Origin of the sequence: Klebsiella sp. GG_Kp146, assembly GCF_040061975.1 — a bacterium.
Taxonomy (GTDB): Bacteria; Pseudomonadota; Gammaproteobacteria; order Enterobacterales; family Enterobacteriaceae; genus Klebsiella; species Klebsiella quasipneumoniae.
This window is the reverse complement of sequence record NZ_JBEAHA010000021.1, coordinates 16,828-39,608: the sequence shown is the minus strand read 5'-3', so window position 1 is coordinate 39,608 and position 22,781 is coordinate 16,828. Positions and strand designations below refer to the sequence as shown.

Annotated in this window: 18 protein-coding genes; 5 read left to right on the top strand and 13 right to left on the bottom strand. The window is 61.0% G+C overall.

All coding sequences use genetic code 11. The annotated features are described in order from the left end of the window. Window positions 1–10: 10 nt before the first annotated feature. From ABLU95_RS19890 to ABLU95_RS19880, 3 genes are read right to left on the bottom strand one after another with little or no spacing between them, the layout of a single operon-like run. Window positions 11–1,429 carry an L-fucose/L-arabinose isomerase family protein gene (locus ABLU95_RS19890; protein WP_087849790.1) on the bottom strand — a complete coding sequence of 473 codons (1,419 nt, stop codon included), beginning with the start codon at window positions 1,427–1,429 and terminating at the stop codon, window positions 11–13. Between the two features lie 34 nt (window positions 1,430–1,463). Next, entirely contained in the window at window positions 1,464–2,414 is a 951-nt protein-coding gene (locus ABLU95_RS19885; RefSeq protein WP_044521532.1) for a transketolase C-terminal domain-containing protein, read from the bottom strand. Further along, a complete protein-coding gene (locus ABLU95_RS19880; protein WP_004885699.1) occupies window positions 2,407–3,237 on the bottom strand; it encodes a transketolase in 831 nt (276 codons plus the stop codon). Before ABLU95_RS19880 ends, ABLU95_RS19885 begins: the two co-directional genes overlap by 8 nt. Window positions 3,238–3,548: 311 nt before the next feature. Between ABLU95_RS19880 and ABLU95_RS19875 the strand changes: the two genes are divergently transcribed. Next, a complete protein-coding gene (locus tag ABLU95_RS19875; protein WP_004885703.1) occupies window positions 3,549–4,499 on the top strand; it encodes a sugar-binding transcriptional regulator in 951 nt (316 codons plus the stop codon). On the opposite strand, the gene ABLU95_RS19870 is transcribed toward ABLU95_RS19875, so the two are convergent. The 7 genes from ABLU95_RS19870 to fepA all read right to left on the bottom strand — a co-directional run bounded on the left by ABLU95_RS19870 (window position 4,496) and on the right by fepA (window position 12,875). After that, window positions 4,496–5,473 (bottom strand): Rpn family recombination-promoting nuclease/putative transposase, encoded by a 978-nt coding sequence (locus ABLU95_RS19870; protein WP_348880271.1) that lies wholly within the window; start codon window positions 5,471–5,473, stop codon window positions 4,496–4,498. The genes ABLU95_RS19875 and ABLU95_RS19870 overlap by 4 nt on opposite strands. A 153-nt stretch (window positions 5,474–5,626) precedes the next feature. Then, window positions 5,627–6,715 (bottom strand): ABC transporter permease, encoded by a 1,089-nt coding sequence (locus ABLU95_RS19865; protein ID WP_348880270.1) that lies wholly within the window; start codon window positions 6,713–6,715, stop codon window positions 5,627–5,629. Between the two features lies 1 nt (window position 6,716). Then, window positions 6,717–8,243, bottom strand: a complete 1,527-nt coding sequence (locus tag ABLU95_RS19860) for a sugar ABC transporter ATP-binding protein (RefSeq protein ID WP_072096476.1) — start codon at window positions 8,241–8,243, stop codon at window positions 6,717–6,719. Beyond that, window positions 8,243–8,851, bottom strand: coding sequence for a DUF2291 family protein (locus tag ABLU95_RS19855; RefSeq protein WP_348880284.1), 609 nt, complete (start codon window positions 8,849–8,851; stop codon window positions 8,243–8,245). The genes ABLU95_RS19860 and ABLU95_RS19855 overlap by 1 nt, the downstream gene beginning before the upstream one ends. A gap of 10 nt (window positions 8,852–8,861) precedes the next feature. Then, window positions 8,862–9,803 (bottom strand): D-ribose ABC transporter substrate-binding protein, encoded by a 942-nt coding sequence (locus ABLU95_RS19850; protein WP_004178959.1) that lies wholly within the window; start codon window positions 9,801–9,803, stop codon window positions 8,862–8,864. 117 nt (window positions 9,804–9,920) lie between these two features. After that, on the bottom strand, window positions 9,921–10,580 hold the full coding sequence (gene entD, locus ABLU95_RS19845; RefSeq protein WP_289552974.1) for an enterobactin synthase subunit EntD: 660 nt from the start codon (window positions 10,578–10,580) through the stop codon (window positions 9,921–9,923). 66 nt (window positions 10,581–10,646) lie between these two features. After that, window positions 10,647–12,875: a siderophore enterobactin receptor FepA gene (gene fepA / locus ABLU95_RS19840; RefSeq protein WP_087826796.1), complete on the bottom strand. Its 2,229-nt coding sequence runs from the start codon at window positions 12,873–12,875 to the stop codon at window positions 10,647–10,649. A 259-nt stretch (window positions 12,876–13,134) separates the two neighbouring features. Here fepA and fes point away from each other — a divergent pair, with 259 nt between their 5' ends. Genes fes through entF form a run of 3 tightly spaced genes read left to right on the top strand, consistent with a single transcriptional unit; the run spans window position 13,135 to window position 18,466 of the window. Continuing rightward, on the top strand, window positions 13,135–14,343 hold the full coding sequence (fes, locus tag ABLU95_RS19835; protein WP_087775897.1) for an enterochelin esterase: 1,209 nt from the start codon (window positions 13,135–13,137) through the stop codon (window positions 14,341–14,343). A 27-nt stretch (window positions 14,344–14,370) separates the two neighbouring features. Further along, entirely contained in the window at window positions 14,371–14,574 is a 204-nt protein-coding gene (locus tag ABLU95_RS19830; protein WP_032455062.1) for an MbtH family NRPS accessory protein, read from the top strand. A 10-nt stretch (window positions 14,575–14,584) separates the two neighbouring features. Continuing rightward, complete coding sequence (entF, locus tag ABLU95_RS19825) at window positions 14,585–18,466, top strand: enterobactin non-ribosomal peptide synthetase EntF (RefSeq protein WP_348880267.1); 3,882 nt, start codon at window positions 14,585–14,587, stop codon at window positions 18,464–18,466. A gap of 64 nt (window positions 18,467–18,530) precedes the next feature. Here entF and fepC read toward each other — a convergent pair whose 3' ends face one another. Genes fepC through fepD form a run of 3 tightly spaced genes read right to left on the bottom strand, consistent with a single transcriptional unit; the run spans window position 18,531 to window position 21,318 of the window. Next, window positions 18,531–19,325: an iron-enterobactin ABC transporter ATP-binding protein gene (fepC, locus tag ABLU95_RS19820; RefSeq protein WP_032455067.1), complete on the bottom strand. Its 795-nt coding sequence runs from the start codon at window positions 19,323–19,325 to the stop codon at window positions 18,531–18,533. Beyond that, window positions 19,322–20,314: an iron-enterobactin ABC transporter permease gene (fepG, locus tag ABLU95_RS19815; protein WP_004147521.1), complete on the bottom strand. Its 993-nt coding sequence runs from the start codon at window positions 20,312–20,314 to the stop codon at window positions 19,322–19,324. The genes fepC and fepG overlap by 4 nt, the downstream gene beginning before the upstream one ends. After that, complete coding sequence (gene fepD, locus ABLU95_RS19810; protein WP_348880264.1) at window positions 20,311–21,318, bottom strand: Fe(3+)-siderophore ABC transporter permease; 1,008 nt, start codon at window positions 21,316–21,318, stop codon at window positions 20,311–20,313. Before fepD ends, fepG begins: the two co-directional genes overlap by 4 nt. A 112-nt stretch (window positions 21,319–21,430) precedes the next feature. Here fepD and entS point away from each other — a divergent pair, with 112 nt between their 5' ends. Next, window positions 21,431–22,672, top strand: a complete 1,242-nt coding sequence (gene entS / locus ABLU95_RS19805) for an enterobactin transporter EntS (RefSeq protein WP_348880262.1) — start codon at window positions 21,431–21,433, stop codon at window positions 22,670–22,672. The last annotated feature ends 109 nt before the right edge of the window (window positions 22,673–22,781 follow it).

Here is a 22,781-nt window from a genome sequence, read left to right as displayed (position 1 = left end):
GACTCCGGCCTTACTGGTGGAGATAGGTCGACACGCCCAGGTATCGCGTAAACGCCTCGTGCAGAATTGAAGCACTGGCAGAATGGTTCATCGCGACATGGTGCTCAAAGCCGTTACGGCAGATCCACGACAGCAGATTTTCCAGGTGGGGAACCTGAATGACCGCCCGACAGCCTACCGTATCCAGGGGATCGTCAACCGATTGGCCTTCGCCGACGTAGGCCTTGATTTCGCCAGTCAGGTCGTCAGTGCTGAGGCGAAAATAGGTCAGCGCGCCGCTTTTCATGCGACCATGCACGGCACCGCAGGTGTTTTCTTTGCCGACGGTGGTGCCAATAATATCGGCCGTTCCCATGTGCGGCGACTCGAGACTGGCCGAGGCAAAGTTCCCGCAATGGAACAGCACACATTTATCGCGATCGTCGCCGAAGTTATTATTCCAGTCCGCGATCGAGGCGGGGCTCAGATTGCTGCTGGCGAGCGCGTACATGGAGAGCGCGCCCATGACATCGACTTCACAGGCGCTTGGCATCAGTTGTCCGGACATCACGCTCATGATGGAGCAGACGTTAATCCCCAGATTTTCCTGTAGCGAGGTCCAGCACTGAATCGCGGTGGTGTCGATATCGTTGGCAACAATCCACTCGCTCAGGACCACAAACAGTTTTGCCATAGTATTCAGTTTATCTGCCGGAATACCGCTGGCGTCGGCATTATCGATCAGCAGGCGGCGCTTCTCATCCACACGAATATCGTCATCACGCAGGCACTTAATCCGGGTAAATACCTCGGATAGATCTAACGTTTCCACTGCGATGCCCAAACGTTCGAGCAGTTTTTCGCTGTAGCGCACGGTGTTAAAGCCCGCAGGACGGGCGCCAATCGCGCCAACGCGTACACCGCGCATACTGTTTACCACGCGACATATCTGCGTGAAGCGCCGGAGATCCTGCTCAAACACCTCGCCGCTAAGTGCGCAAACGTGCTGGGTGGTCAGCGTAAACGGGATACCGTACTGGCGCAGGTTGTTGCAAAGGGAAATTTTGCCGCAGAAGCTATCGCGGCGCGTCGACAACCCCATTTTATCCAGATTATCCTCTTCGGCCTGAATAAGCACCGGGACGTTGAGACCGGAGAGGCGCAGCGTCTCGGCGATGGCTTTTTCATCACCAAAGTTGGGTAACAGCACCACGACACCGTGAATGTTGTCGCGGTGGGTGCGGAACAGCTCGGCGCAAATTTTGGCATCCTGCCGGGTTTCCACGCCACCCAGTTCCGTCTGGGATGGATCAAGCATAATGGTGTTAATCCCAAGGCGGCTAAACAGGGCTACCGCCTGTTCGCGCGCTTCGGCGACCAGATAGCTGGGGAAAAATCCCCGATTGCCAATAATGACGCCCATGGTGAGTTGTTGAGGAATACGGGACATTGCGTTCTCTCCAGTAAGATGTTCTTGTTATTTTTCAGGATGCTTTTTTTGTGTGCAGCTTGCGGGCGTGCTTCGCCACCCCGGCGGCATCGATTTCATGGCGCGCGCGCGTGGCGGCGCGATCGGCGGCAATGGCGTATTGCCCGTCAGGGATACCTAAGCGTTTCAACGGGATAGCGCACCCGGCCTCGGCCAGCACTTCCGCCACCAGACTCCCGACGCCGCCGTTGACGTTGTGTTCTTCCACCGTGATCGCGACCGGACAGGACTGTATTGCCTTTAGTAGCGCCTGGGTATCACAAGGACGAATAGATGGGACACTGATAACGGTGGCGTCAATACCTTCTGCTGCGAGTTGTGCGGCGGCTTCCACTATTTCATGTACCGTTGAGCCCATGGCAACCAACGCAACATCGCGCCCCGAACGCAGCACATCAATGTTGCCCGGAATAAACCGGTAATGTTCGTCATGCAGTTCCGGTAGCGCTTTACCATCGAGGCGGATATACACTGGCCCGATGTGGGCAAGGGCATAATCGATAATCTGTCGGCACTCGCCGGGACTGGACGGCGCGTAAATTTCAATATTGCCAAAACCGCGCAGAACGGCGATATCGTCAATGCTATGGTGAGTGCTGGCCAGCGGACCGTAGCTGGCGCCCGCGTTCAGCCCGAACAGTTTGACGTTGGTGTTGTTGTAGCAAACGTCGACCTTAATCTGCTCATTGGCACGTGAGATAAGGAATGGCGCCGCGTTGCAGGTCACGGCCACTTTCCCCCCCAGCGCCAGGCCGGCGGCAGCGCCAACCAGCGTCTGCTCGGCGATGCCGACGTTGACCAGCCGGCCAGGGAATCTTTTGATAAATGGGGCAATTTTCGCCGTTGAGGTGGAGTCAGCCACTACTGGCACCAGATCCACGCCGCGGTCTACGGCATCAATAAAGGCATTCACCATCACCGTGGCGAGATGTTCGCTATTACTCATCTTTCAGTTCCTCCAGCGCCAGTTCAATTTCTTCTCCTTTCGGTACCCGGTGATGCCACTCGGGCCTTCCCTGAATAAAAGAAATACCTGCGCCTTTGGTGGTATTGGCAATCACGACGTGTGGTTTCCCGTTCGGCTGCAAGCGCTCAAGGGTGGCGACCACCTCCGCCATATCGTTGCCGTTGCACTGTGTGACCTCCATGCCGAAAGCGCGCCATTTTTCATCCAGCGGGTCGGTATTCATGATCTCTTTGGTCGCACCGGCCAGCTGCAGATTATTTTTGTCGTTGATAATAATAAGGTTATCCAGCTGGTAGTGGGCGGCGACCAGCGCGGCCTCCCAGTTGCTGCCCTCCGCCAGTTCGCCATCGCCGGTGACGACAAATACGCGACGCGGGTTGTTATCGCGTTTCGCTGCCAGCGCAATGCCTACCGCCACGGGCAGACCATGGCCCAATGCGCCGGTATTGAGCTCAATACCCGGCGTCTTGTGCTTCACCGGATGTCCAGGCAGATGCGAGTCGGCGTGTTGATAGGTTGCCAGCCAGTCAAGGGGGATAAAGCCTGCCTCGGCCAACACGCAGTAGTAACCGCCGACAGCGTGCCCCTTCGATTGAATATAAATATCGCGCTCGTCGCTCTTTTCTAGCGCAGGAGAGCAGTTAAGGATGCGAAAGTAGAGGGCGGTCAGAAGTTCGACTTGTGACAAATCTGCACCGGTGTGGCCGCCTGCCGGGCTTTCCGCATTTAAGACGATGATGCGGCGGCGGATGGCGCGTGCTTTTTGTTCTAACTCCTTAACGGAGAGTGAAAACGGATTCATAAAACACCTCTTGAAAGTAAATTCTTGTATGAATAAATATTCCAGTAGGGTAAAAAAACACTTTCCATCCTGACTACCTTTTATCGTCGACAAAACAAGGTATTAATAAGTGATTGAATATATATTCACTACTGATTTATTATTCACATAGGTAAGATATGCCCTGTGACGGGGTTTGTCCACGATTTGTACGGCCTATTTTCTAAAAAAGGAGAAAACGATCACATTTGGATCGTCGGGAAAAGGGCGCTGCGCTTGTTATCTATTCAATGATGCATAAAAATAACGAGCAGAAAACAGAGGGGAATGCCATGTCGAAGCAGGATGAACAGCGGTTGCTGGTGAAGATCGCCACGCTTTACTACAGCGAGAATAAAAAGCAGTCCGAGATCGCCTCGCTGCTGCATCTGTCCCAGTCTTTTGTTTCACGGGCGCTTACCCGCTGTCAGAAAGAGGGGCTGGTGAAAATTACCGTGGTCCAGCCGACAAACATTTTTGTCGATCTGGAAAAGGCGATTGAGGAGCGTTTTGGCATTCGACAAGCGATAGTCGTGGATGTGGGCGAGAATGCTAGTTACAGCCAGGTAAAGCATGCCATCGGCAGCGCGGCGGCGCACTATGTCGAAACGCGGCTGCGGCCGGAAGACCTCGTGGGGATCTCGTCCTGGAGCAGTACGATCCGCTGCATGGTGGATGAGATGCATCCGCAGAACATTCGCGCCGCCGGGGTGATTCAGCTGTTGGGCGGCGTCGGTCCCAACGGCAACGTGCAGGCTACCATTTTAACCCAGCAGCTGGCGGCACATTTAGGCTGCCCGGCGTGGCTGTTGCCGTCGCAGAGTATTGAGCATTCCGTGGAGGAGCGCAGCCGTCTGGTAAACAGCCCGGACGTCGCGGCGGTGGTGGCGAAATTTGCCGAAGTGGATGTGGCCATCGTCGGTATTGGTGAACTGGAGCCTTCGCAGCTGCTGAAAAACTCCGGTAACTATTATAATGAAAGCATGCTCCAGCTGCTGGCGGAGCGCGGCGCGGTGGGGGATATCTGCCTGCATTACTATGATGCGGCGGGCAAACCGGTACTGAGCCAGGATGAGGATCCGGTGATCGGGATGGAGCTTGAGCAAATTCGTCGCTGTCCGCAGGTGATTGCGCTGGCCGGCGGCGTGGACAAAGAGAACGCCATCCGCGGCGCGTTGCAGGGCGACTATATTGATGTCCTGATCACCGACTTCCCGACCGCGCGCGCGTTAATTAAGGGCTAAGCGGGGGGGGGAGACTGGCGTGCCTGGCGTGCCAGCGTCGCCAGTTCGTCCGCGCTGAGGCGAGTCATCCGCAACACGGTTTCAGTGTCCATACCGTTCTCTAACATCATCAGCGCGATGCGGCAGGCTTCGCGATGCTCGCCCGCCTGTAAACCTTCCTGAAGCCCCTCTTGCTGGCCTTGCTGTAACCAGCGTTGTTTTCCCTCTTCGCGACCTTTCTGCTTCAGGTACTCGGCAATCGTCATCAGGGTATCCTCATATTGCGGCAGACGTTCGACCAGCTGGTCGATAAAGTTATCCGGGTCGGCGCTATTGCCATGCAGCGACATATAGGTAAATAACGTTTTGAACTGCTGGTGGTCAGTGTATCCCATTAGCACCACCTCCACCAACTGCTGGAGGATATGGCTGAGATCGCGTTGACGGATGTGTTTCTGGACCAGTTCCAGAAGCGCGATCCGCCGATGCTGTAATATGGCGTCGTCGGGAATATCGGTCACATCGACGAGCGGAAAGGCCCCGAGATAAAGCTGTTTTGCCGGTGAGTCAGGTGGAAACTCATCCAGCCAGCACAGTGAAAAGGGATAGGGAGAAATGCTGCCATGATAAAACAGCATGGGAATTACCAGCGGCAGCGCTTTATGGCCGCGATCAAGATGCTGTTGCATGGCCGCGAGGGCATAGCGCAGGAGTCTGAATGCCATATGGCTGTCCGGGGTGCTCTGATGCTCAATGACCACATAGATATAGCCCTCTCCCTTGCTGGTCTGCAGAGAGTAGAGAATATCGGAATAGCTGGCGCGCAGGTTGCCCTCAACAAAGCTCCCGGATTCCAGGTGCAGAGTGCTTAAGTCGCACAGTTGCCGCAGCGCGGGCGGCAGATGAATATCCAGAAAATCGCGTGCGGTTTCGCTGTCGCGCAGAAAGCGCTTAAACAGACTGTCGTGCGGGGTCGAGTGAGGACGTTTTTTCATGGCTTCCTTGCCTGGCAGAGCAGAGTGGCGGGATGCTACCACCGCTTGCCGTCGGGCAGGATTTTTCGATGAGGTTTTGCGAAGCGCCTCGGAGAAAGGCGCATCGTGAGTCAGTCTCGCCTCCTGTGGCCTGAGCCACAGGAGGTCTTGCGGTTACTTATTCTCCATGACCGCTTTCTGGGCGACCACCGCCGCCTTCTGCTGCATCCGGTTTTGCATCTGATCGATAATGACCGCCACAATAATCACGATCCCTTTGATGACCATCTGCCAGAACTCGCTCACCCCCATCATCACCAGTCCGTCGGCGAGAAAACCGATGACAAACGCACCAATCAGCGTACCCAGGATGGTTCCCCGGCCGCCGGCCAGCGATGTTCCGCCCAGTACGACGGCGGCGATAGCATTCATCTCAAAAGCGGTACCGTTAGCCGGATGGCTGGCCAGCAGCTGCGCGGAGACCACTATCCCGGCAATGGCGGCGCAAAAACCGGACAGCGTGTAGACCAGCACTTTAATTTGCTTCACTTTCACGCCGGAGAGCTCGGCGGCGCGCTCATTGTCACCGATCGCATAAACATGGCGGCCAAAGGGCAAACGCCGCGCAATATAGGCGATGATCAGCGCCAGCAGGATCATCAGCCAGATGGCCCACGGGATGCCAAAGAGCGCACCTGCGCCAATTTCATCGAAACCCGTGTTGCCCAGCTGCGGATTGCCCGCGAGCCCGGGGAAGGTTTGGCCATCAGAGGTCAGCATCGCGGCTCCGCGGAGCACATACATGGTACCGAGGGTGCAGATAAACGGCGCCACATTGTAGCGGGTAATGATCCAGCCATTAACGGCGCCAATCAGCGCGCCTATCAGCAGCACCAGGGGCACAATGACCCACACGCTTGGAAAAATGGCGATGCCGAACATCGGCAAGACGATCCCTTTGGTGATAAGCCAGCCGGCTATCATTCCGCAGAGACCGAGCGTAGCGCCAATCGAAAGGTCGATACCGGCAGTGATAATGACAAAGGTGATCCCCAACGCCAGAAAGGCGTTAATCGCAATGTGTTTAATCATAATCACCATGCTGCCAGCGGATAAAAAACCGGGCACGGTCATCGTGAAGAAGCCGACAATCAGGAACAGCGCGATAAAGGTGCGCAGTTTTAATAACAACAGCAGGATATTTTCACGGGAGAGAGAGGCTCCGCCGCGCGGCGCCAGTGCGACCAATTGTGTCATTTTCATCTTAGAACCCCTGAGCGCTTGCTGAAACCAGCGCCGACTCTTCGGCCTGGTCACGAACGATATCGGCGGTCAGTTTGCCGCCTGACATCACCAGGATACGGTCAGAGACCGCCATGATTTCTTTTAAATCGGAGGTGGAGAACACCACCGCCATTCCCTGCTGCGACAATTGCACCATCATGCGAAACACATCCCCCTTGGCGCCGATGTCGATTCCGCGCGTAGGCTCGTCAAGAAACAGCACCTTCGGATTGGTTAACAGCGAACGGCCAATAACCACTTTTTGCTGATTGCCGCCGCTGAGCGCCTGGATCTCGACCTCTGGTGATGAGACCTTAATAGAGAGATTGCCAATCGTGCTGGCGACGACGGCCTCTTCCTCTTTATTGGCAATGGTTAACCCGCGCTGAAGACGACGCCACAGGCTGGCAATGGTCAGATTGCTGGCGACTGACGAGATGGGAAAAATCCCGGTCCGCTTACGATCTTCCGGCACCAGACTCATGCCCATGCGGATACGTTCGGCCGTGGTTAACCGCTGGGGAACCGGTTTGCTGTCCAGCCAGATCTTGCCAAAGTAGTGGCGCGCTGTCCCCAGCAGACATTCAAACAGCTCGGTTCGCCCGGCGCCCATCAGACCGTAGATCCCAATAATTTCACCGGCATGTGCTTTAAAACTGACGTTATCCACCACCGTATTGCCCGCGGCATTCACGCAGGTCAGGTTCTCCACTTCCAACAGTGGGGCGCCGAAGCGGCGATCCGGGGGAAGAAAATGGCTTACCGGATCGCTGCCCAGCATTTCACGGACGATCCATGGCACATCAATTTCACTCACCCTGGCCTCCGCCTGGAATTTGCCGTCACGGAGTATGGTAATGACGTCGCCGATGGCCATCAGCTCCTCCAGACGGTGTGAGATGTAGATAATGGACACCCCCTGACGCGTCAGTTCGCGGATGACCCGAAACAGAATATCCACCTCGGTTTTGCTTAATGCTGAGGTGGGCTCATCAAGGATCAGAATGTCCGCATTTTCCGCCAGCGCTTTGGCTATTTCGACCAACTGCTGCTGACCGACCTTCAGGTTACCCACCAGCTCCCGCGGCGAGATCGGCTGATCGAGTCGCTGCAACAGCTCCGCGGCTTGTCGTTCCTGCTCTGCTTCGTTAATTGGCGTCAGCCCGCGCTGTAGCTCGCGACCAAGAAAGATATTTTCCGCGACGCTAAGATTTTCAAACAGGTTCAGCTCCTGGTGGACCATACCAATGCCGTGGGCGGCGGCCTCGCGGGTGCTGGAGAAATGGACTATGTTGCCGTTGAGCTCCATTTCACCCAGGCTCGGCTGTTGCACACCGGCGAGAATTTTCATGAGCGTTGATTTACCGGCGCCATTTTCGCCAATGATCACGTTAACTTTGCCGCGCCAGACGTTGTAGTCGACGTTATCCAACGCCACCGTGCCGGGGAACAACATCGAAATACCACGGGTGCGTAAAATGATATCCTCTGCGGGTGAACTGGCCATCAGCGCGCCTCCTGTTTTAGCTGAAGAGCGGCCGCATCCTGCAGACTGCCGTTAATAACCGTGACCGCAAAGAGAATATCGACAGGCTTGCCTGTCCAGCTCGCGTCCACTGTCGGCAACGATTTTATCGCCTCCCGGTTGTAGGCGCGTGAAAGCTGTGCAAACTGCACCTGGTTGGTAAAGTCTTCAAATTTGAAACCGCTGGCATCGCGGATGGCATTGCCTCGCATGACAGGACCTAATTGCACGACCAACGGCTGGCCGTGTAGCGTAAGTTTGAGCTTTTGCTCGCGTGGGTTGCCGACGTCAATCCCGGTCACCTCGCTGTTCAGGCGGACAAAGACGCTCTGTGGCGTAGCGCCAGACGCCTGGCGCACTTTTACCAGCGCAGTCGCGTCCAGCGCATGTTGGTTCGCTGCGTCAATCACACGAGATTGCCAGGTTTGTTGCGCGATCTGCTGCGGGGTGAGATGGTCGAAGCTGGGTTTCGCGTTCGGGTCGGCAGGCAGCACTGGCTTGCCATTCTCATCTAAGTCCACCACCGTGCAGGCCGTCAGCAACAGGGCGGCGCACCCCATCAGCACGGCGCCCCATTGTTTTAACCGCATCATTTCCGCCTTACTCGCTGAGGTTGAACATGTTGAGTTTTTTCGCATTGCCACTATCGATGAGGATGCAGTCCATCAACTGCTTCTCTTCTTTCTGGGCTTTCCCGTTCTTGAGGAAAAAGTCCGCCTGTTCCACGGCCATTTGCGCCTGCTTCCAGCCAGGCTGGAGAACCGTGGCTTTAATGTTGCCCTGCTTGAGTATCGAGTCGCGCGTGTAGTCGCTGCCGTCGAAGCCGACGACAATCACGTCGTTTTTACCTGCGGCTTTCAGCGCCGCTTCCGCCCCCAGCGCCATGGTATCGTTGCCGGAAATCACACCGACGATATCCGGATTCGTCTGCAGAATAGCTTCCATACGGGTAAAGGCTTCCGTCTGGCTCCAGTTCGCCGTCTGCTGGGCGACCATTTTCATTTCCGGATAGTCGTCCAGCACATCGTGATAACCCTGCGAGCGGACGCTGGCGTTGGTGTCGGACTGACGACCTAACAGTTCGACATACTTGCCTTTACCGTTGAGGAGACTGGCGAATTTTTCCGCGCCAAGCTGGGCGCCCTGATAGTTGTTAGAGACGATCTGCGCCACGGCGACGCCGGTTTTATTGATCTCTCTGTCGATTAAAAATGCCGGCACACCTGCCGCTTTTGCTTTTTCCAGCGGGCCGACGGTGGCATCCGCGCCAGCGTTATCCAGGATGATGGCTTTGGCTTTCCGCGCAATAGCCGTTTCAATCAATTGGTTTTGTTTGTTGACGTCATCGTCGTGTGAGGCGACCAGGGTGCTGTAACCCAGCTCTTTCGCTTTCGCCGCTGCGCCGTCAGCCTCGGCTTTAAAGAACGGATTATCATGTGAAGGGGTAATGATTGCGATCAGGCCATTATCGGCGGCGAAAAGTGAGCCAGATGCGGCCATCATGGAGGCAAACAGAACAGACTTTATCAGGGTAGTTTTCATTATTATCTCCGCATTGAATATATATTCAATAATGATTTATTATTCAATGTAACCATAAAGCGGCCAGCCAGAACTGTCTACGGTTTGCACAGGTAATTTCTTAAAAAGCGAAAAGGATCACGCTTCGCGAGGCGGGCAGGTACAGGTAATAACGAAATCGTCTTCTATCAGATGGTTGATTTGCAAGGTGAAATGAGCAAGCTGTACGGAGAAGCTGGCGGTAAAACGTAAATGGATCTGCTGCGCAGTGAGTGCCACAATCCGGGCGCTGTGGAAGCCGGGCAGGGCTAAAGCGTGAGAGGACCAGGCCTTAAACCCACTCTCTTTCGCCGAAAAGGCCAGCGTCAGCGCCAGCGGGAAGGGCAGGCCGCTGTGCAATAGCACCTTTTTTTCCGCCTCGTTGATAATGCTGCTTTCCAGCTCCGCCGCCAGCTGTGGAGTAAACCGGCGCTCGATGTCGACGCCCACCGGCCGGTCAGCGACCACCGCCAGCGCGCGCTGGCCGCAGTGGCTGATACTACCGAACCAGGGCGCGGGCCACAGCGGCTGGCGCCGATCGCCAATCGCGGGAGGCTGTTTTTCTCCCACCTCGCGCAGGGCGTACACCGCGGCGATGCGCCCGGCCAGGTGCTCCGCCTGCCGCTTGCGGCCCCAGCCGCTCAGGCTGGCGTGGTAGGGCAGCCACAACAGATCTTCAGGCTGGAAAGTCGCCGGGTCGAAATCGATCTGCTGCAGCGTATAGCCGGCCAGCGGCAGGGGGGCGTGATGTATGCGCATAGGGCAAGAATACCGTGGTTGTCCCCGCCCTTTATCCTGCAAGGGCGGGGCAGGGAGAACCCGCTATCAGAAGTGGGTGTTGACGCTCATATACCAGGTGCGGCCCGATTCGTTGTAGGTCTCGGCGCCGGCGCCGTACATCGTGCCGGTGGCGCCCCCGGTGGTCTGGGCGTTGCCCGCGCGCCAGTGGCGCTTGTCGAAGACGTTATCCACGCCGCCGGTCAGACTAACGTATTTGGTCACGTCCCAGGTCGCGCTCAGGCCGAGGATGCTGTAGGGGCTGACCTCGTTCTTCTCGCTGCCGGTGACCGGTTGACCCTTATAGTTGTACTTCTTCGGCTCCTGTTTGCCGTACCAGGTAAAGGTCGACTGCAGCGAAACGTCATCGCGTACCTGCCAGCTCAGCGTGGAGTTCAGCGTGTATTCCGGGATAATCGACAGCCGATCGCCGGTCTCTTTATTCTTACTCTGCAGCATGTAGGTGATGTTGTTGGTCCAGTTCACGGTCTCGCTCACCGGGACGTTCAGCGTACCTTCCAGGCCTTCCACCACCGCTTTCGGCACGTTTTCCCATTGGTAGAGGTCGGTGCCTTTATTATTTTGATAAACCGGGGCGTAGCCCGCTTCAATTTTGTTGCGATAGTCGTTGCGGAACCACGTGACGCCCGCCAGCCAGCCGTCGCGTTTAAACTCGAGGCCAATCTCTTTGTTGATGCTGGTCTCGGCTTTTAAATCTTCATTCCCCTGCAGATAGCAGCCGTCTTTACTGGCGTAGCAGCCCTGGCCTTTGCTGTAGAGAATGTAGTTCGGGTTGGTCTGATACAGGCTCGGCGCTTTATAGGCACGGGCGATACCCATCTTCAGCGTGAAGTCGTCCCACAGGCCCTGAGACAGATTGAGGGACGGGCTCCAGTTGTTGCCGACGATGCTGTGATGATCGAAACGCAGCGCCGGGGTCAGCATGGTGGTGTCGGTCAGCTCCATGTTGTTCTCAGCGAACAGGGAGAAGATCTCCGCCTTCGAGTAGGGGCTGCGGCCGGTGCTGTCGTAGCCCGGAATTTCTCCCCCCGACAGCGCCTGGGTGTTGGAGGCCTTATCCTTCATGCGCTGCTGGTTCCACTCGCTGCCCAGCGTCAGGTTCTGATTAACCAGATAGTCGAACGGGATGCTGACTTCGCTGTGCAGCATCACATCCGCCAGATCGATATCCGTAAACTGGTTGCTGTTGAAGATCCCCTCGGTCCCCCCGGCGAGGCCTTCGCCTTTGCGCGAGTTGCGGGTACGTTCGTACTGCGCCCAGTTGCTGGTGGTCACCCCGTTGTCCCAGGCGCCGTTCCAGGTGACCGAGTAGGTGTTGCGGTACAGACGGTTGGTCTCTTTGCCGTAGTTCTCTTTTACCAGGTCGTTGGAGTTGGTGTTCTGGGTGTCGCCTGCATAGAGGTTGCCCTGGCGGCTGTAGCCGGCCTCAAACTCCAGCGACTGCATCGGGGCGAATTCCCAGCGCACCAGACCATCGATGTTTTTATTTTTTACCCCTTCGCGCCCGGCCGGCAGGGTGTCGGCATAGATCCCGGTACGTTCGGACTGATGGCCCTGGTTGATGTCCCAGGCGTCGGCCTGGGTTTTGTCGAGGTTACCGAACAGGCGGAAGCTGAAATCGCCGCCCAGCGGGCCGCTGAGGCTGAAGTTGGTGCGCTTGGTGGAGCCTTCGTCTTTGTGCTCCGGGGCGTTCATATAGGTGTTCCAGGAGCCGTGCCACTCATCGCCGGTTTTTTTAGTGATGATATTCACCACGCCGCCGGCGGCGCCGTTGCCGTAGCGGGCGGCGGCCGGGCCGCGAATCACTTCGATGCGTTCGATCATCTCCGGCGGCACCCAGCTGGTGTCGCCGCGGGTGTCGCGCTCGCCGCGCCAGCCGAGACGCACGGAGTTGCGGCTGGTGACCGGCTTGCCGTCGATCAGGATCAGGGTGTTTTCCGGGCCCATGCCGCGGATATCAATCTGGCGGTTATTCCCGCGCTGGCCGCTGGTGGAGTTGCCGGTCAGGTTGACCCCCGGCATGGTGCGAATGATCTCCGAGACGTCGCGCGCTGGCGGACGTTTGCGGATCTCATCGGCGGTGATGGTGGAGACGCCCGGCGCCTGCAGGTTCTGCTCGGCGGCGGTGACCACCATGGTCTCTTCCGCGGCGCTGTTTTTATCGTCGGTGGCGGTTTCCGCTGCGCTTAACGGAAAAGCAACCCCGTAAATTCCCAGATTGACCAGCAAGGCCAGGGATTTGATCCTGTTATTCATTGTTATTCCTGCTTTTTTGTCGCCACGTTCCCCAAACGCCCCTTCCCACCGGGAGGGGAGGCGGCATAAATGTTGCCGGAAGAGGGCAAAGGCACTCCGTCGCTAGCTGAATAAGCTCTCTTCGACATGTGTTGTGAAAGACGCGCTTCCCACGGCGCGCTAATACGCTATTGCAAATGCAAATAGTTATCAATAATATTATCAATAAAGAATGACAATTAATTAAAAAAGTCACGCGATACATAGGGTTAATGACTGAATGTTAACGACAGGAAGCGAGGAGTGGTGGCGAACTCTGCAGGGACCGCAGTCCCGGGCGGTGGATGACGCCATCGAGGTGACGTTCTGGTGGCGGGATCCGGTGGGGGATGAAACGCGTTCTCCACGCCGTCGGGTATGGCTCTATATCACCGGCGTGACCGACCACCATCAAAATGCGCGACCGCAATCGCTGCAACGTCTGCCCGGGACCGACGCCTGGTGCTGGCGAACCACGCTGTCGCCGACCTGGCGCGGCAGCTACTGCTTTATTCCCTCCGACCGTGATGATGATTTTTCCCCTGAGGTGTTCAGCGCCGATAAGCCGGACCGCGCGCTGCTGCGCGAAGGCTGGCGCAAACTGCTGCCGCGGGCGATAGCCGATCCGCTGAACCCGCACAGCTGGCGGGGCGGACGCGGCCATGGAGTCTCCGCCCTGGAGATGCCGCAGGCGCCGGCGCAGCCCGGCTGGGATCAGCTTAATGAGGCGCATCCTCCCGCCCGTTGCCTTGAGTGGCGCAGCGCGCGTCTGGGCAACCATCGCCGGGTCTGGATCTACACCCCCGGCGAGGCCGTCGACCCGCAAACGCGGCCCCTGGCGATCCTGCTTGACGGCCAGTTCTGGGCCGAAAGCATGCCGGTGTGGTCGCCGCTGGCCGCGCTGACCCGCGAGGGGAGGCTGCCGCCGGCGGTCTACCTGCTGATCGACGCGATCGACAACCAGCGCCGCGGGGTTGAGCTGCCCTGTCATCGCGATTTCTGGCTGGCGGTGCAGGAGGAGCTCCTGCCGCTGGTCCGCGGTCACGTCCCGTTCAGCGACCGCCCGGAGCGGACGGTGGTGGCCGGGCAAAGCTTCGGCGGCCTGGCGGCAATGTTCGCCGCCCTCAACTGGCCGCAGCGCTTTGGCTGCGTGCTCAGCCAGTCAGGCTCCTACTGGTGGCCGCATCGCGATGGCAGCGGGACGGGCTTTATCGGCGAACGTCTCCGCCAGGGCGAGGCGTCCTCGGCCGGGCTGCGCATCTGGCTGGAAGCGGGCCAGCGTGAACCGATTATTTTTCGCGCCAACCAGGCGCTGCTGGCGCAACTTACCACAACGCAGCAGACGATTTTCTGGCGTCAGGTTGACGGCGGGCATGATGCGCTTTGCTGGCGCGGCGGGCTGACGGCGGGGCTGATCCAGCTCTGGCAGCCTCTGCTGTCGCCCCCTTAGCACAGCGCTTTACGACAGGAGTTTGATATGCAATTCAGTAACCCCTTCGACAATCCGCAAGGGCAGTTTTACATTCTGCGCAATGACCAGCGGCAGTTCAGCCTGTGGCCGGGGCATTGCGCGCTGCCTGCCGGCTGGACGGTGGTGTGCCCTCCGCAGTCGGTCGAGGCGTGCAACGCCTGGCTGGCGGCCAACTGGCCGACACTGACCCCCGCCCATCATGCGGCATAAGGAGCTGACCATGACCACTCGTTTACCGCTGGTTGCCGCGCAGCCGGGGATCTGGATGGCCGAGCGCCTCTCCACTCTGCCTGGCGCCTGGAGCGTGGCCCACTATGTTGAACTGCGCGGCGCGCTCGACCCGGCGCTGCTGGGTAAGGCGATTGTCGCCGGGCTGCAGCAGGCGGATACCCTCAGCCTGCGCTTTGAGGAAGAGGAAGGGGAAGTCTGGCAGTGGCTGGCGGCGGAACGCACCTTTGGCGAACCGCCGATCGTTGACCTGCGTACGGCGCCGGATCCGCATTGCGCCGCCACGGAGCGGATGCAGGCGGATCTGGCGCAGGATCTGCGCGTCGATGGCGGCAACCCGCTGGTGTTCCATCAGCTGCTACGCGTCGGCGACGACCAATGGTACTGGTATCAGCGCTATCACCACTTGCTGGTGGATGGCTTCAGTTTCCCGGCGATTACCCGGCAGATCGCCGCCATTTACCGCGCCTGGCAGCGTGGAGAAACCACCCCGGAATCGCCTTTCACCCCCTTTGCCGAAGTGGTGGACGAGTACCAGCGCTACGCCGGCAGCGAGGCCTGGCAGAGGGATAAAGCCTTCTGGCAGGCCCAGCGCCAGGCGTTACCGGCTCCCGCCTCGCTCTCTGCCGCCCCGCTGGGCGGGCGCGCCGCCGGGAGCGATATCTGGCGGATGAAGCTGGCGATGAACGCCGACGCCTTCCGCCGCCTGGCCGGCCATGCGCCGCAGTGTCAGCCCGCTGACCTGGCGCTGGCGCTCACCACGCTGTGGCTGGGCCGCCTGTGCAACCGGATGGACTACGCGGCGGGCTTTATCTTTATGCGCCGGATGGGCTCAGCGGCGCTGACCTCGACGGGGCCGGTGCTCAACGTCCTGCCTCTGGCGGTGCATATTGACGCCCAGGAGACGCTGGCGGACCTGGCGATGCGCCTCGCCGCGCAGCTGAAAAAGATGCGCCGCCATCAGCGCTATGACGCCGAGCAGATCGTCCGCGACAGCGGCAAAGCGGCCGGGGACGAACCGCTGTTCGGCCCGGTGCTGAACGTCAAAGTCTTTGATTACCAGGTGGATATCGACGGCGTCGAGGCGGTGACTCACACCCTCGCCACCGGCCCGGTCAACGATCTCGAGCTGGCGCTGTTCCCGGATGAGACCGGCGGGCTGTCGCTGGAGATCCTCGCTAACAAGGCCCGGTACGATGAAGCCGAGCTGCGTCGCCACATGGCGCGACTGACCGCGCTGCTGGCGCAGTTTGCCGCCGATCCGACGCTACGCTGCGGCGAAGCGGAGATGCTCTCCGCCGACGAGCAGGCCCGGCTGGCGGCGGTCAACGATACCGCTATGCCGCTGCCCGCCACCACCCTCAGCGCGCTGGTGGCCGACCAGGCGCGGAAGACCCCGGATGCCCCGGCGCTGGCGGATGCTAACTGGCAGTTCAGCTATCGTGAGATGCGTCAGCAGGTGGTGGCGCTCGCGCAGCTGCTGCGTCAGCGCGGCGTGAAGCCGGGCGACAGCGTGGCGGTGGCCCTGCCGCGCTCGGTGTTCCTGACCCTGACGCTGCACGGCATTGTCGAAGCGGGAGCCGCCTGGCTGCCGCTGGACACTGGCTACCCGGACGACCGCCTGCGGATGATGCTGGAAGACGCCCGGCCGTCGCTGCTGATCGCCACGGAGGATCAGCTGGCCCGCTTCAGCGATATCCCCGGGCTGGAGAGCCTCTGCTACCAGCAGCCGCTGGCCGTTGCGGATGACGCGCCGCTGGCGCTGTCAAAACCGGAGCATACCGCCTATATCATCTTTACCTCTGGCTCCACCGGGCGGCCAAAAGGGGTGATGGTCGGCCAGACCGCCATCGTCAACCGCCTGCTGTGGATGCAGGATCGTTATCCGTTATCTGCCGACGACGTGGTGGCGCAGAAAACGCCGTGCAGTTTTGACGTTTCGGTGTGGGAGTTCTGGTGGCCGTTTATCGCCGGCGCGCAGCTGGTGATGGCCGAGCCGGAGGCGCACCGCGACCCGCAGGCGATGCAGCAGTTCTTCGCCCACTACGGCGTGACCACCACCCACTTTGTGCCGTCGATGCTGGCGGCGTTTGTCGCCTCGCTGGATGCCGACAGCGTGGCCGCCTGCCGCACGCTGCGGCGGGTATTCTGCAGCGGCGAAGCGCTGCCGACAGAATTGTGCCGCGAATGGGAGCGCTTGACCGGCGCGCCGCTGCATAACCTGTACGGCCCGACGGAAGCGGCGGTGGACGTCAGCTGGTATCCGGCCTGCGGGCCTGAGCTGGCGGCGGTGACTGGCAGCAGCGTGCCGATTGGCTGGCCGGTATGGAACACCGGGCTGCGCATTCTTGATGCCGCGATGCGCCCGGTGCCGCCGGGGGTGGCGGGGGATCTCTATCTCACCGGCATTCAGCTGGCGCAGGGCTATCTGGGGCGTCCGGACCTCACCGCCAGCCGCTTTATCGCCGACCCGTTTGCCCCCGGCGAGCGGATGTATCGCACCGGCGACGTGGCGCGCTGGCTGGCGAACGGTGCGGTGGAGTATCTTGGCCGCAGCGACGATCAGCTGAAGATCCGCGGGCAGCGCATCGAGCTTGGCGAGATTGACCGGGTGATGTCGGCCCTGCCGGACGTGGCGCAGGCGGTGAGTCATGCCTGCGTCTTCAACCAGGCGGCGGCGACCGGCGGCGATGCCCGGCAGCTGGTGGGCTATCTGGTCTCTGACTCCGGCCTGCCGCTGGATACCGCGGCGCTGAAAGCGCGGCTGGCGGAACAGCTGCCGCCGCATATGGTCCCGGTGGTGCTGATGCAACTCCCCGACCTGCCGCTCAGCGCCAATGGCAAACTGGACCGCAAAGCGCTGCCGCTGCCGACCCTCGGCGGCGAGCGCAGCGGCCGGCCGCCGGAGCCCGGGATGGAAACCGTTGTCGCCGCCGCCTTCAGTCAGCTGCTGGGCTGCGAGGTGAATGATATCGACGCCGATTTCTTCGCCCTCGGCGGCCATTCGCTGCTGGCGATGCGCCTGGCGGCGCAGCTCAGCCGCCAGCTGGCGCGGCAGGTGACCCCGGGGCAGGTGATGGTGGCCTCGACGGTGGGCAAACTGAGCGCGCTGCTGGCCGCCGATCTCAGCGATGAGCAGGCTCAGCGCCTGGGGCTGGATGCGCTTCTGCCGCTGCGCGAGAGCGACGGCCCAACGCTGTTCTGTTTCCATCCGGCCTCCGGCTTCGCCTGGCAGTTCAGCGTGCTCGCGCGCTATCTCAGCCCGCGCTGGTCGATTACCGGTATTCAGTCGCCGCGCCCGCAGGGGCCGATGGCCGGCGCCGCCAGCCTCGACGAGGTGTGCGAGCATCATCTGCAAACGCTGTTGGCGCAGCAGCCGCACGGTCCTTATTACCTGTTCGGCTATTCGCTCGGCGGTACCTTAGCCCAGGGCATTGCCGCCCGCTTGCGCCAGCGCGGCGAAGCGGTGGCCTTCCTCGGCCTGCTGGATACCTGGCCGCCGGAGACGCAAAACTGGGCGGAGAAAGAGGCGAACGGGCTGGATCCGGCGGTGCTGGCGGAAATTGCCCGCGAGCGCGAAGCGTTCCTCGCCGCCCAGCAGGGGCAAGCCTCCGGCGAGCTGTTCAGCGCCATCGAAGGCAACTATGCCGACGCGGTGCGGCTGTTAACCACCGCGCACAGCGCGAAGTTTGACGGCAAGGCGACGCTGTTCGTGGCGGAGAAGACGCGGCAGGCGGGGATGGATCCGCAGGTCGTATGGGGCCCGTGGGTGGGCGAGCTGGAGGTGTTCAGCCAGAACTGCGCCCACGTCGACATTATCTCCCCGCAGGCCTTTGAAGCCATCGGCCCGGTGGTCAGGGAGATTCTGGGATAACGGTTGAGTTCGGGCTACAGCAGGTAGCCCGGCTCAGCGTCGCGCAAGCCGGGGAAAGGGGAAATTACCGGCGGCCCAGCGGCACCACCAGCGGCGTATGCGCCACCGGATCCTCAATGATCGTGCAGCGCAGACCGTAAATCCGTTCAATCAGATCCGCCGTGACGATCTCCTTCGGCGCCCCCTCGGCGACGATCTTACCGTCGCGCAGGGCGATCAGGTGGGTGGCGTAGCGGCAGGCCTGGTTAAGATCGTGCAGCACCGCCGCCAGGGTATAGCCCTTCTCGCGATTCAGCTCGCTCAACAGCTCCAGCAGGTCGATCTGATGGCTGATGTCCAGCCAGGTGGTCGGCTCATCCAGCAGCATAATCGCCGTCTCCTGGGCCAGCACCATCGCAATCCACGCCCGCTGCCGCTGGCCGCCGGAAAGCGTATCGACGCTCTGCAGCGCCAGGTCGCTGATCCCGGTGGCCCGCATCGCATTATTCACCGCCGCTTCATCTTCTTTGCGCCAGCGGGTGAACAGCGGCTGGTGCGGGTAGCGCCCGCGGGCCACCAGCTCCTGCACCGTAATATCGCCAGGAGTGGTGGCATTTTGCGCCAGCAAGCCGATGCGGCGGGCGACCTCTTTACTGGCGTACTGCTGGATCTGCGCGCCGTCGAGCCAGACATGGCCGCTGGCCGGCGTCATCAGACGGCTGAGGGTGCGCAGCAGCGTCGACTTGCCGCAGCCGTTGGGGCCGATAATGGCGGTGAAGTGGCCGTCAGGGATGGTCACGTTCAGCGACTCGGCGATGGTCTTGTTCCCGTAGGCCAGGGTTAACTGCTCGCCGCGCAAACGGGAGGGGACAGCACTCATTTTTTGCGGGACTCCTGAATCAACAATGCAATAAGGTAAATACCGCCGAGGCTGACGGTTAGTACGCCCACCGGCAGCTGCCAGGGCATAAACAGCCGCTGGGCGCCGTAATCGGCCAGCGCCAGCAGCAGCGCGCCGCACAGGGCCGACTGGGTCAATCCCCAGCGGGCCGTGCCGCTCAGGCGGCGGGCGATGTGCGGCGCCACCAGCGCGATAAATGAGATGGGCCCTGCCAGCGCCGTCGAGGCGGCGGTGAGCACCACCGCCACCAGCATCAGCAGCAGGCGCGAACGCTCGACCTGCACGCCCAGCGCGCAGGCGGTATCGTCGCCCATCTCCAGCAGCCGCATCCGACGAACCAGCAGGGCGCTGCCCACCAGCATCAGCAGGATCAGCGGCGCCGACGGCCAGGTTTTACCCCAGGTCAGGCCGTTAAGCGATCCGGCGTTCCACAGGCCCGCAGAAAGGGCGGTCTCCAGCGAGGCGCGCAGCAGCAGCCAGGTGTTGAAGGCCACCAGCATGGCGCGCACGCCGATGCCGATAATAATCAGGCGGAAGGTCTCGATCCCGTTGCGCCAGGCCAGCAGCCAGACCACCAGCGAGGTGAGTACCCCGCCGGCCATCGCCGCCAGGGCAATCGCCGTCAGGTTCTGGCCGAAGAGAACCATCGCCACCAGCACGCCGCTCCAGGCGCCGGTGTTAAAGCCCATCACGTCCGGGCTGCCGAGCGGGTTACGGGTCAGCGACTGGAAAATGGCGCCGCTGACGCCGAGCGCGGCGCCGATGAGCAGCGCCATTAACACCCGCGGCAGCCGCCATTCGTTCACCACCATCGCGACGTTGCGCGGCGCGTCGCCGAACAGGGCGGAGAAGACCTGGTCAATCGTTAGCGGCACCGGGCCTTGCGCCAGCCCGAGCAGGGAAATCAACAGGCTGGCGGCCATCAGCAGCAGACAGCTGGCTATCAGGCGGCGGGACGGGGCAATCACAGGCCACCTCCGCGCGGCTGGCGCCGCACCAGCCAGATCAGCACCGGCGCGCCGAGAAAGGCGCTCACCACCGATACCCGCAGTTCGCCGGGCACCAGCAGGCGGCCAATCACGTCGGCAAACAGCAGCAGGGCCGGGGTGGCCAGCAGGGTGACCGGCAGCGACCAGCGATGATCGGCCCCCACCAGCCAGCGGGCCATATGCGGCATCATCAGGCCGATAAAGGCGATCGGGCCGACCACGGCGGTGGCGCTGCCGCACAGGACGGTAATCACAATCAGGCCGATCAGCTGGGTGCGGGCGACGCTGCTGCCGAGGGCGGTGGCGGTATCGTTACCGAGGCTCAGGCTGTTAAGCGCCCGGCTCAGCAGCAGGGCGGCGATCCCCGCCATCGCCACCGGCAGCAGGACAATTTTCAGGGTTTGCAGGGTGCGAATATCCAGCGAACCGGCCTGCCAGAAGCGCAGCTGATCGTAGACGTCCGGGTTGAGCAGGGCGATGCCGTTGGACAGCCCCTCCAGTACCGCCGCGAGGGCGACCCCGGCGAGGGTGAGGCGCACCGGGCTCAGCTGGCCGCCGCCCTGGCTGCCGGTGAAGGCCACCAGCAGCGAGGCGCAGAGCGCGCCGCAAAACGCCAGCAGCAGCTGTTCCTGCGGGGAGGTGATCCCGAACAGCGCAGCGCCGAGGACGATGGCGAAGCTGGCGCCGGAGTTGACCCCCAGCAGGCCGGGGTCGGCCAGCGGGTTACGGGTGAGCGTTTGCATCAGCGCGCCGGCGAGGCCGAGGGCGACGCCGGCCAGCAGACCGGCCAGGGTGCGCGGCAGGCGCGCGTCCAGCACGATGGTGCAGTCGGCGCTTTGACAGGTTCCGCTAAAGGCGGTGAATACCGTGCCGATCGGCAACGATTTGGCGCCGATGGTCAGGCTAAGCGCGGCGGCTAAGGCGAGTAACAGCAACAATCCGGGCACGGCGACAGAGCGTACCGCGGTCGTAGAAAACGACATAACTGACATCCCTGATATGATAATGATAGTAATTATCGTTATCGATTTTATTCAGCTATGGTAGCATGACCCACAGTAAAAAGGGTATTAAAAATAACGACAAGGCGCTGTAATGAACCGACAATCCTGGCTGCTCAACCTCAGCCTGCTGAAAACTCACCCGGCGTTTCGCGCCGTTTTTATCGCTCGCTTTATCTCTATTCTGTCGCTTGGCCTGCTGGGCGTGGCCATCCCGGTGCAGATCCAGATGATGACCCATTCGACCTGGCAGGTCGGGTTGTCGGTGACGCTGACCGGCGCGTCGATGTTTATTGGCCTGATGGTGGGGGGCGTACTGGCCGACCGCTATGAGCGCAAACGCCTGATCCTGCTGGCGCGCGGCACCTGCGGCGTGGGCTTTGTCGGCCTGTGTCTGAACGCCCTGCTGCCGGAGCCGTCGCTGGCGGCGATCTACCTGCTGGGGATCTGGGATGGGTTCTTCGCCTCGTTGGGGGTGACCGCGCTGCTGGCGGCGACGCCGGCGCTGGTGGGGCGGGAAAATCTGATGCAGGCCGGGGCCATCACTATGCTCACGGTGCGCCTGGGCTCGGTGATTTCGCCGATGATCGGCGGCCTGCTGCTGGCCTCCGGCGGCGTGGCCTGGAATTTCGGCCTGGCGGCGGCGGGGACCTTTATCACCACCTTAACCCTGCTGCGTCTGCCACAGCTGCCGCCGCCTCCGCAGCCGCGCGAGCATCCGCTGCGTTCCCTGCTGGCGGGGCTGACCTTCCTCTGCCAGAGTCCGCTTATCGGCGGGATTGCGCTGCTCGGCGGCCTGCTGACCATGGCCAGCGCGGTGCGGGTGCTCTATCCGGCGCTGGCCGGGAGCTGGCAGATGTCGGCCGGGCAGATTGGCCTGCTGTACGCCGCGATTCCGCTCGGCGCGGCGCTGGGGGCGTTGACCAGCGGCCAGCTGGCCCAGACCGTGCGGCCGGGCGCGCTGATGCTGGCGACGACGGTGTGCTCCTTTGTCGCCATTGCGCTGTTCAGCCTGATGCCGCACTGGGCGTTGGGCGCGCTGTGCCTGGCGCTGTTTGGCTGGCTGAGCGCTATTAGCTCGCTGCTGCAGTACACCCTGATCCAGACCCAGACGCCGGAACATATGCTCGGGCGAATTAACGGTCTGTGGACCGCGCAGAACGTTACCGGCGACGCCATCGGCGCGGCGCTGCTCGGCGGGTTAGGGGCGGTGATGACGCCGATCGCTTCCGCCAGCGCCAGCGGCTGGACGCTGGCCCTCGTCGGCGTGCTGCTGGTGGGGCTGCTACGCGAGCTGCGCCGTTTCCAGCGCCCGGAAATAGTCAACGAAAGCTGAGTACGGTGTGATTGCCCGGTGGCGGCTACGCCTTACCGGGCCTACGGTACGGCAGGCCGGTGCAAGCTCAGTAGGCCGGTGCAAGCGTAGCGCCGCCCGGCAAAGCGTT

What these genes read in the sequence shown, in the direction of transcription:
- ABLU95_RS19890 (WP_087849790.1), bottom strand. Translation starts at nt 1,429, where the DNA reads ATGTCCCGTATTCCTCAACAACTCACCATGGGCGTCATTATTGGCAAT.
- ABLU95_RS19875 (WP_004885703.1), top strand. Translation starts at nt 3,549, where the DNA reads ATGTCGAAGCAGGATGAACAGCGGTTGCTGGTGAAGATCGCCACGCTT.
- ABLU95_RS19865 (WP_348880270.1), bottom strand. Translation starts at nt 6,715, where the DNA reads ATGAAAATGACACAATTGGTCGCACTGGCGCCGCGCGGCGGAGCCTCT.
- entD (WP_289552974.1), bottom strand. Translation starts at nt 10,580, where the DNA reads ATGCGCATACATCACGCCCCCCTGCCGCTGGCCGGCTATACGCTGCAG.
- entS (WP_348880262.1), top strand. Translation starts at nt 21,431, where the DNA reads ATGAACCGACAATCCTGGCTGCTCAACCTCAGCCTGCTGAAAACTCAC.
- fes (WP_087775897.1), top strand. Translation starts at nt 13,135, where the DNA reads ATGTTAACGACAGGAAGCGAGGAGTGGTGGCGAACTCTGCAGGGACCG.
- ABLU95_RS19870 (WP_348880271.1), bottom strand. Translation starts at nt 5,473, where the DNA reads ATGAAAAAACGTCCTCACTCGACCCCGCACGACAGTCTGTTTAAGCGC.
- ABLU95_RS19860 (WP_072096476.1), bottom strand. Translation starts at nt 8,243, where the DNA reads ATGGCCAGTTCACCCGCAGAGGATATCATTTTACGCACCCGTGGTATT.
- ABLU95_RS19830 (WP_032455062.1), top strand. Translation starts at nt 14,371, where the DNA reads ATGCAATTCAGTAACCCCTTCGACAATCCGCAAGGGCAGTTTTACATT.
- fepA (WP_087826796.1), bottom strand. Translation starts at nt 12,875, where the DNA reads ATGAATAACAGGATCAAATCCCTGGCCTTGCTGGTCAATCTGGGAATT.
- ABLU95_RS19885 (WP_044521532.1), bottom strand. Translation starts at nt 2,414, where the DNA reads ATGAGTAATAGCGAACATCTCGCCACGGTGATGGTGAATGCCTTTATT.
- ABLU95_RS19880 (WP_004885699.1), bottom strand. Translation starts at nt 3,237, where the DNA reads ATGAATCCGTTTTCACTCTCCGTTAAGGAGTTAGAACAAAAAGCACGC.
- ABLU95_RS19850 (WP_004178959.1), bottom strand. Translation starts at nt 9,803, where the DNA reads ATGAAAACTACCCTGATAAAGTCTGTTCTGTTTGCCTCCATGATGGCC.
- fepD (WP_348880264.1), bottom strand. Translation starts at nt 21,318, where the DNA reads ATGTCGTTTTCTACGACCGCGGTACGCTCTGTCGCCGTGCCCGGATTG.
- entF (WP_348880267.1), top strand. Translation starts at nt 14,585, where the DNA reads ATGACCACTCGTTTACCGCTGGTTGCCGCGCAGCCGGGGATCTGGATG.
- fepC (WP_032455067.1), bottom strand. Translation starts at nt 19,325, where the DNA reads ATGAGTGCTGTCCCCTCCCGTTTGCGCGGCGAGCAGTTAACCCTGGCC.
- ABLU95_RS19855 (WP_348880284.1), bottom strand. Translation starts at nt 8,851, where the DNA reads ATGCGGTTAAAACAATGGGGCGCCGTGCTGATGGGGTGCGCCGCCCTG.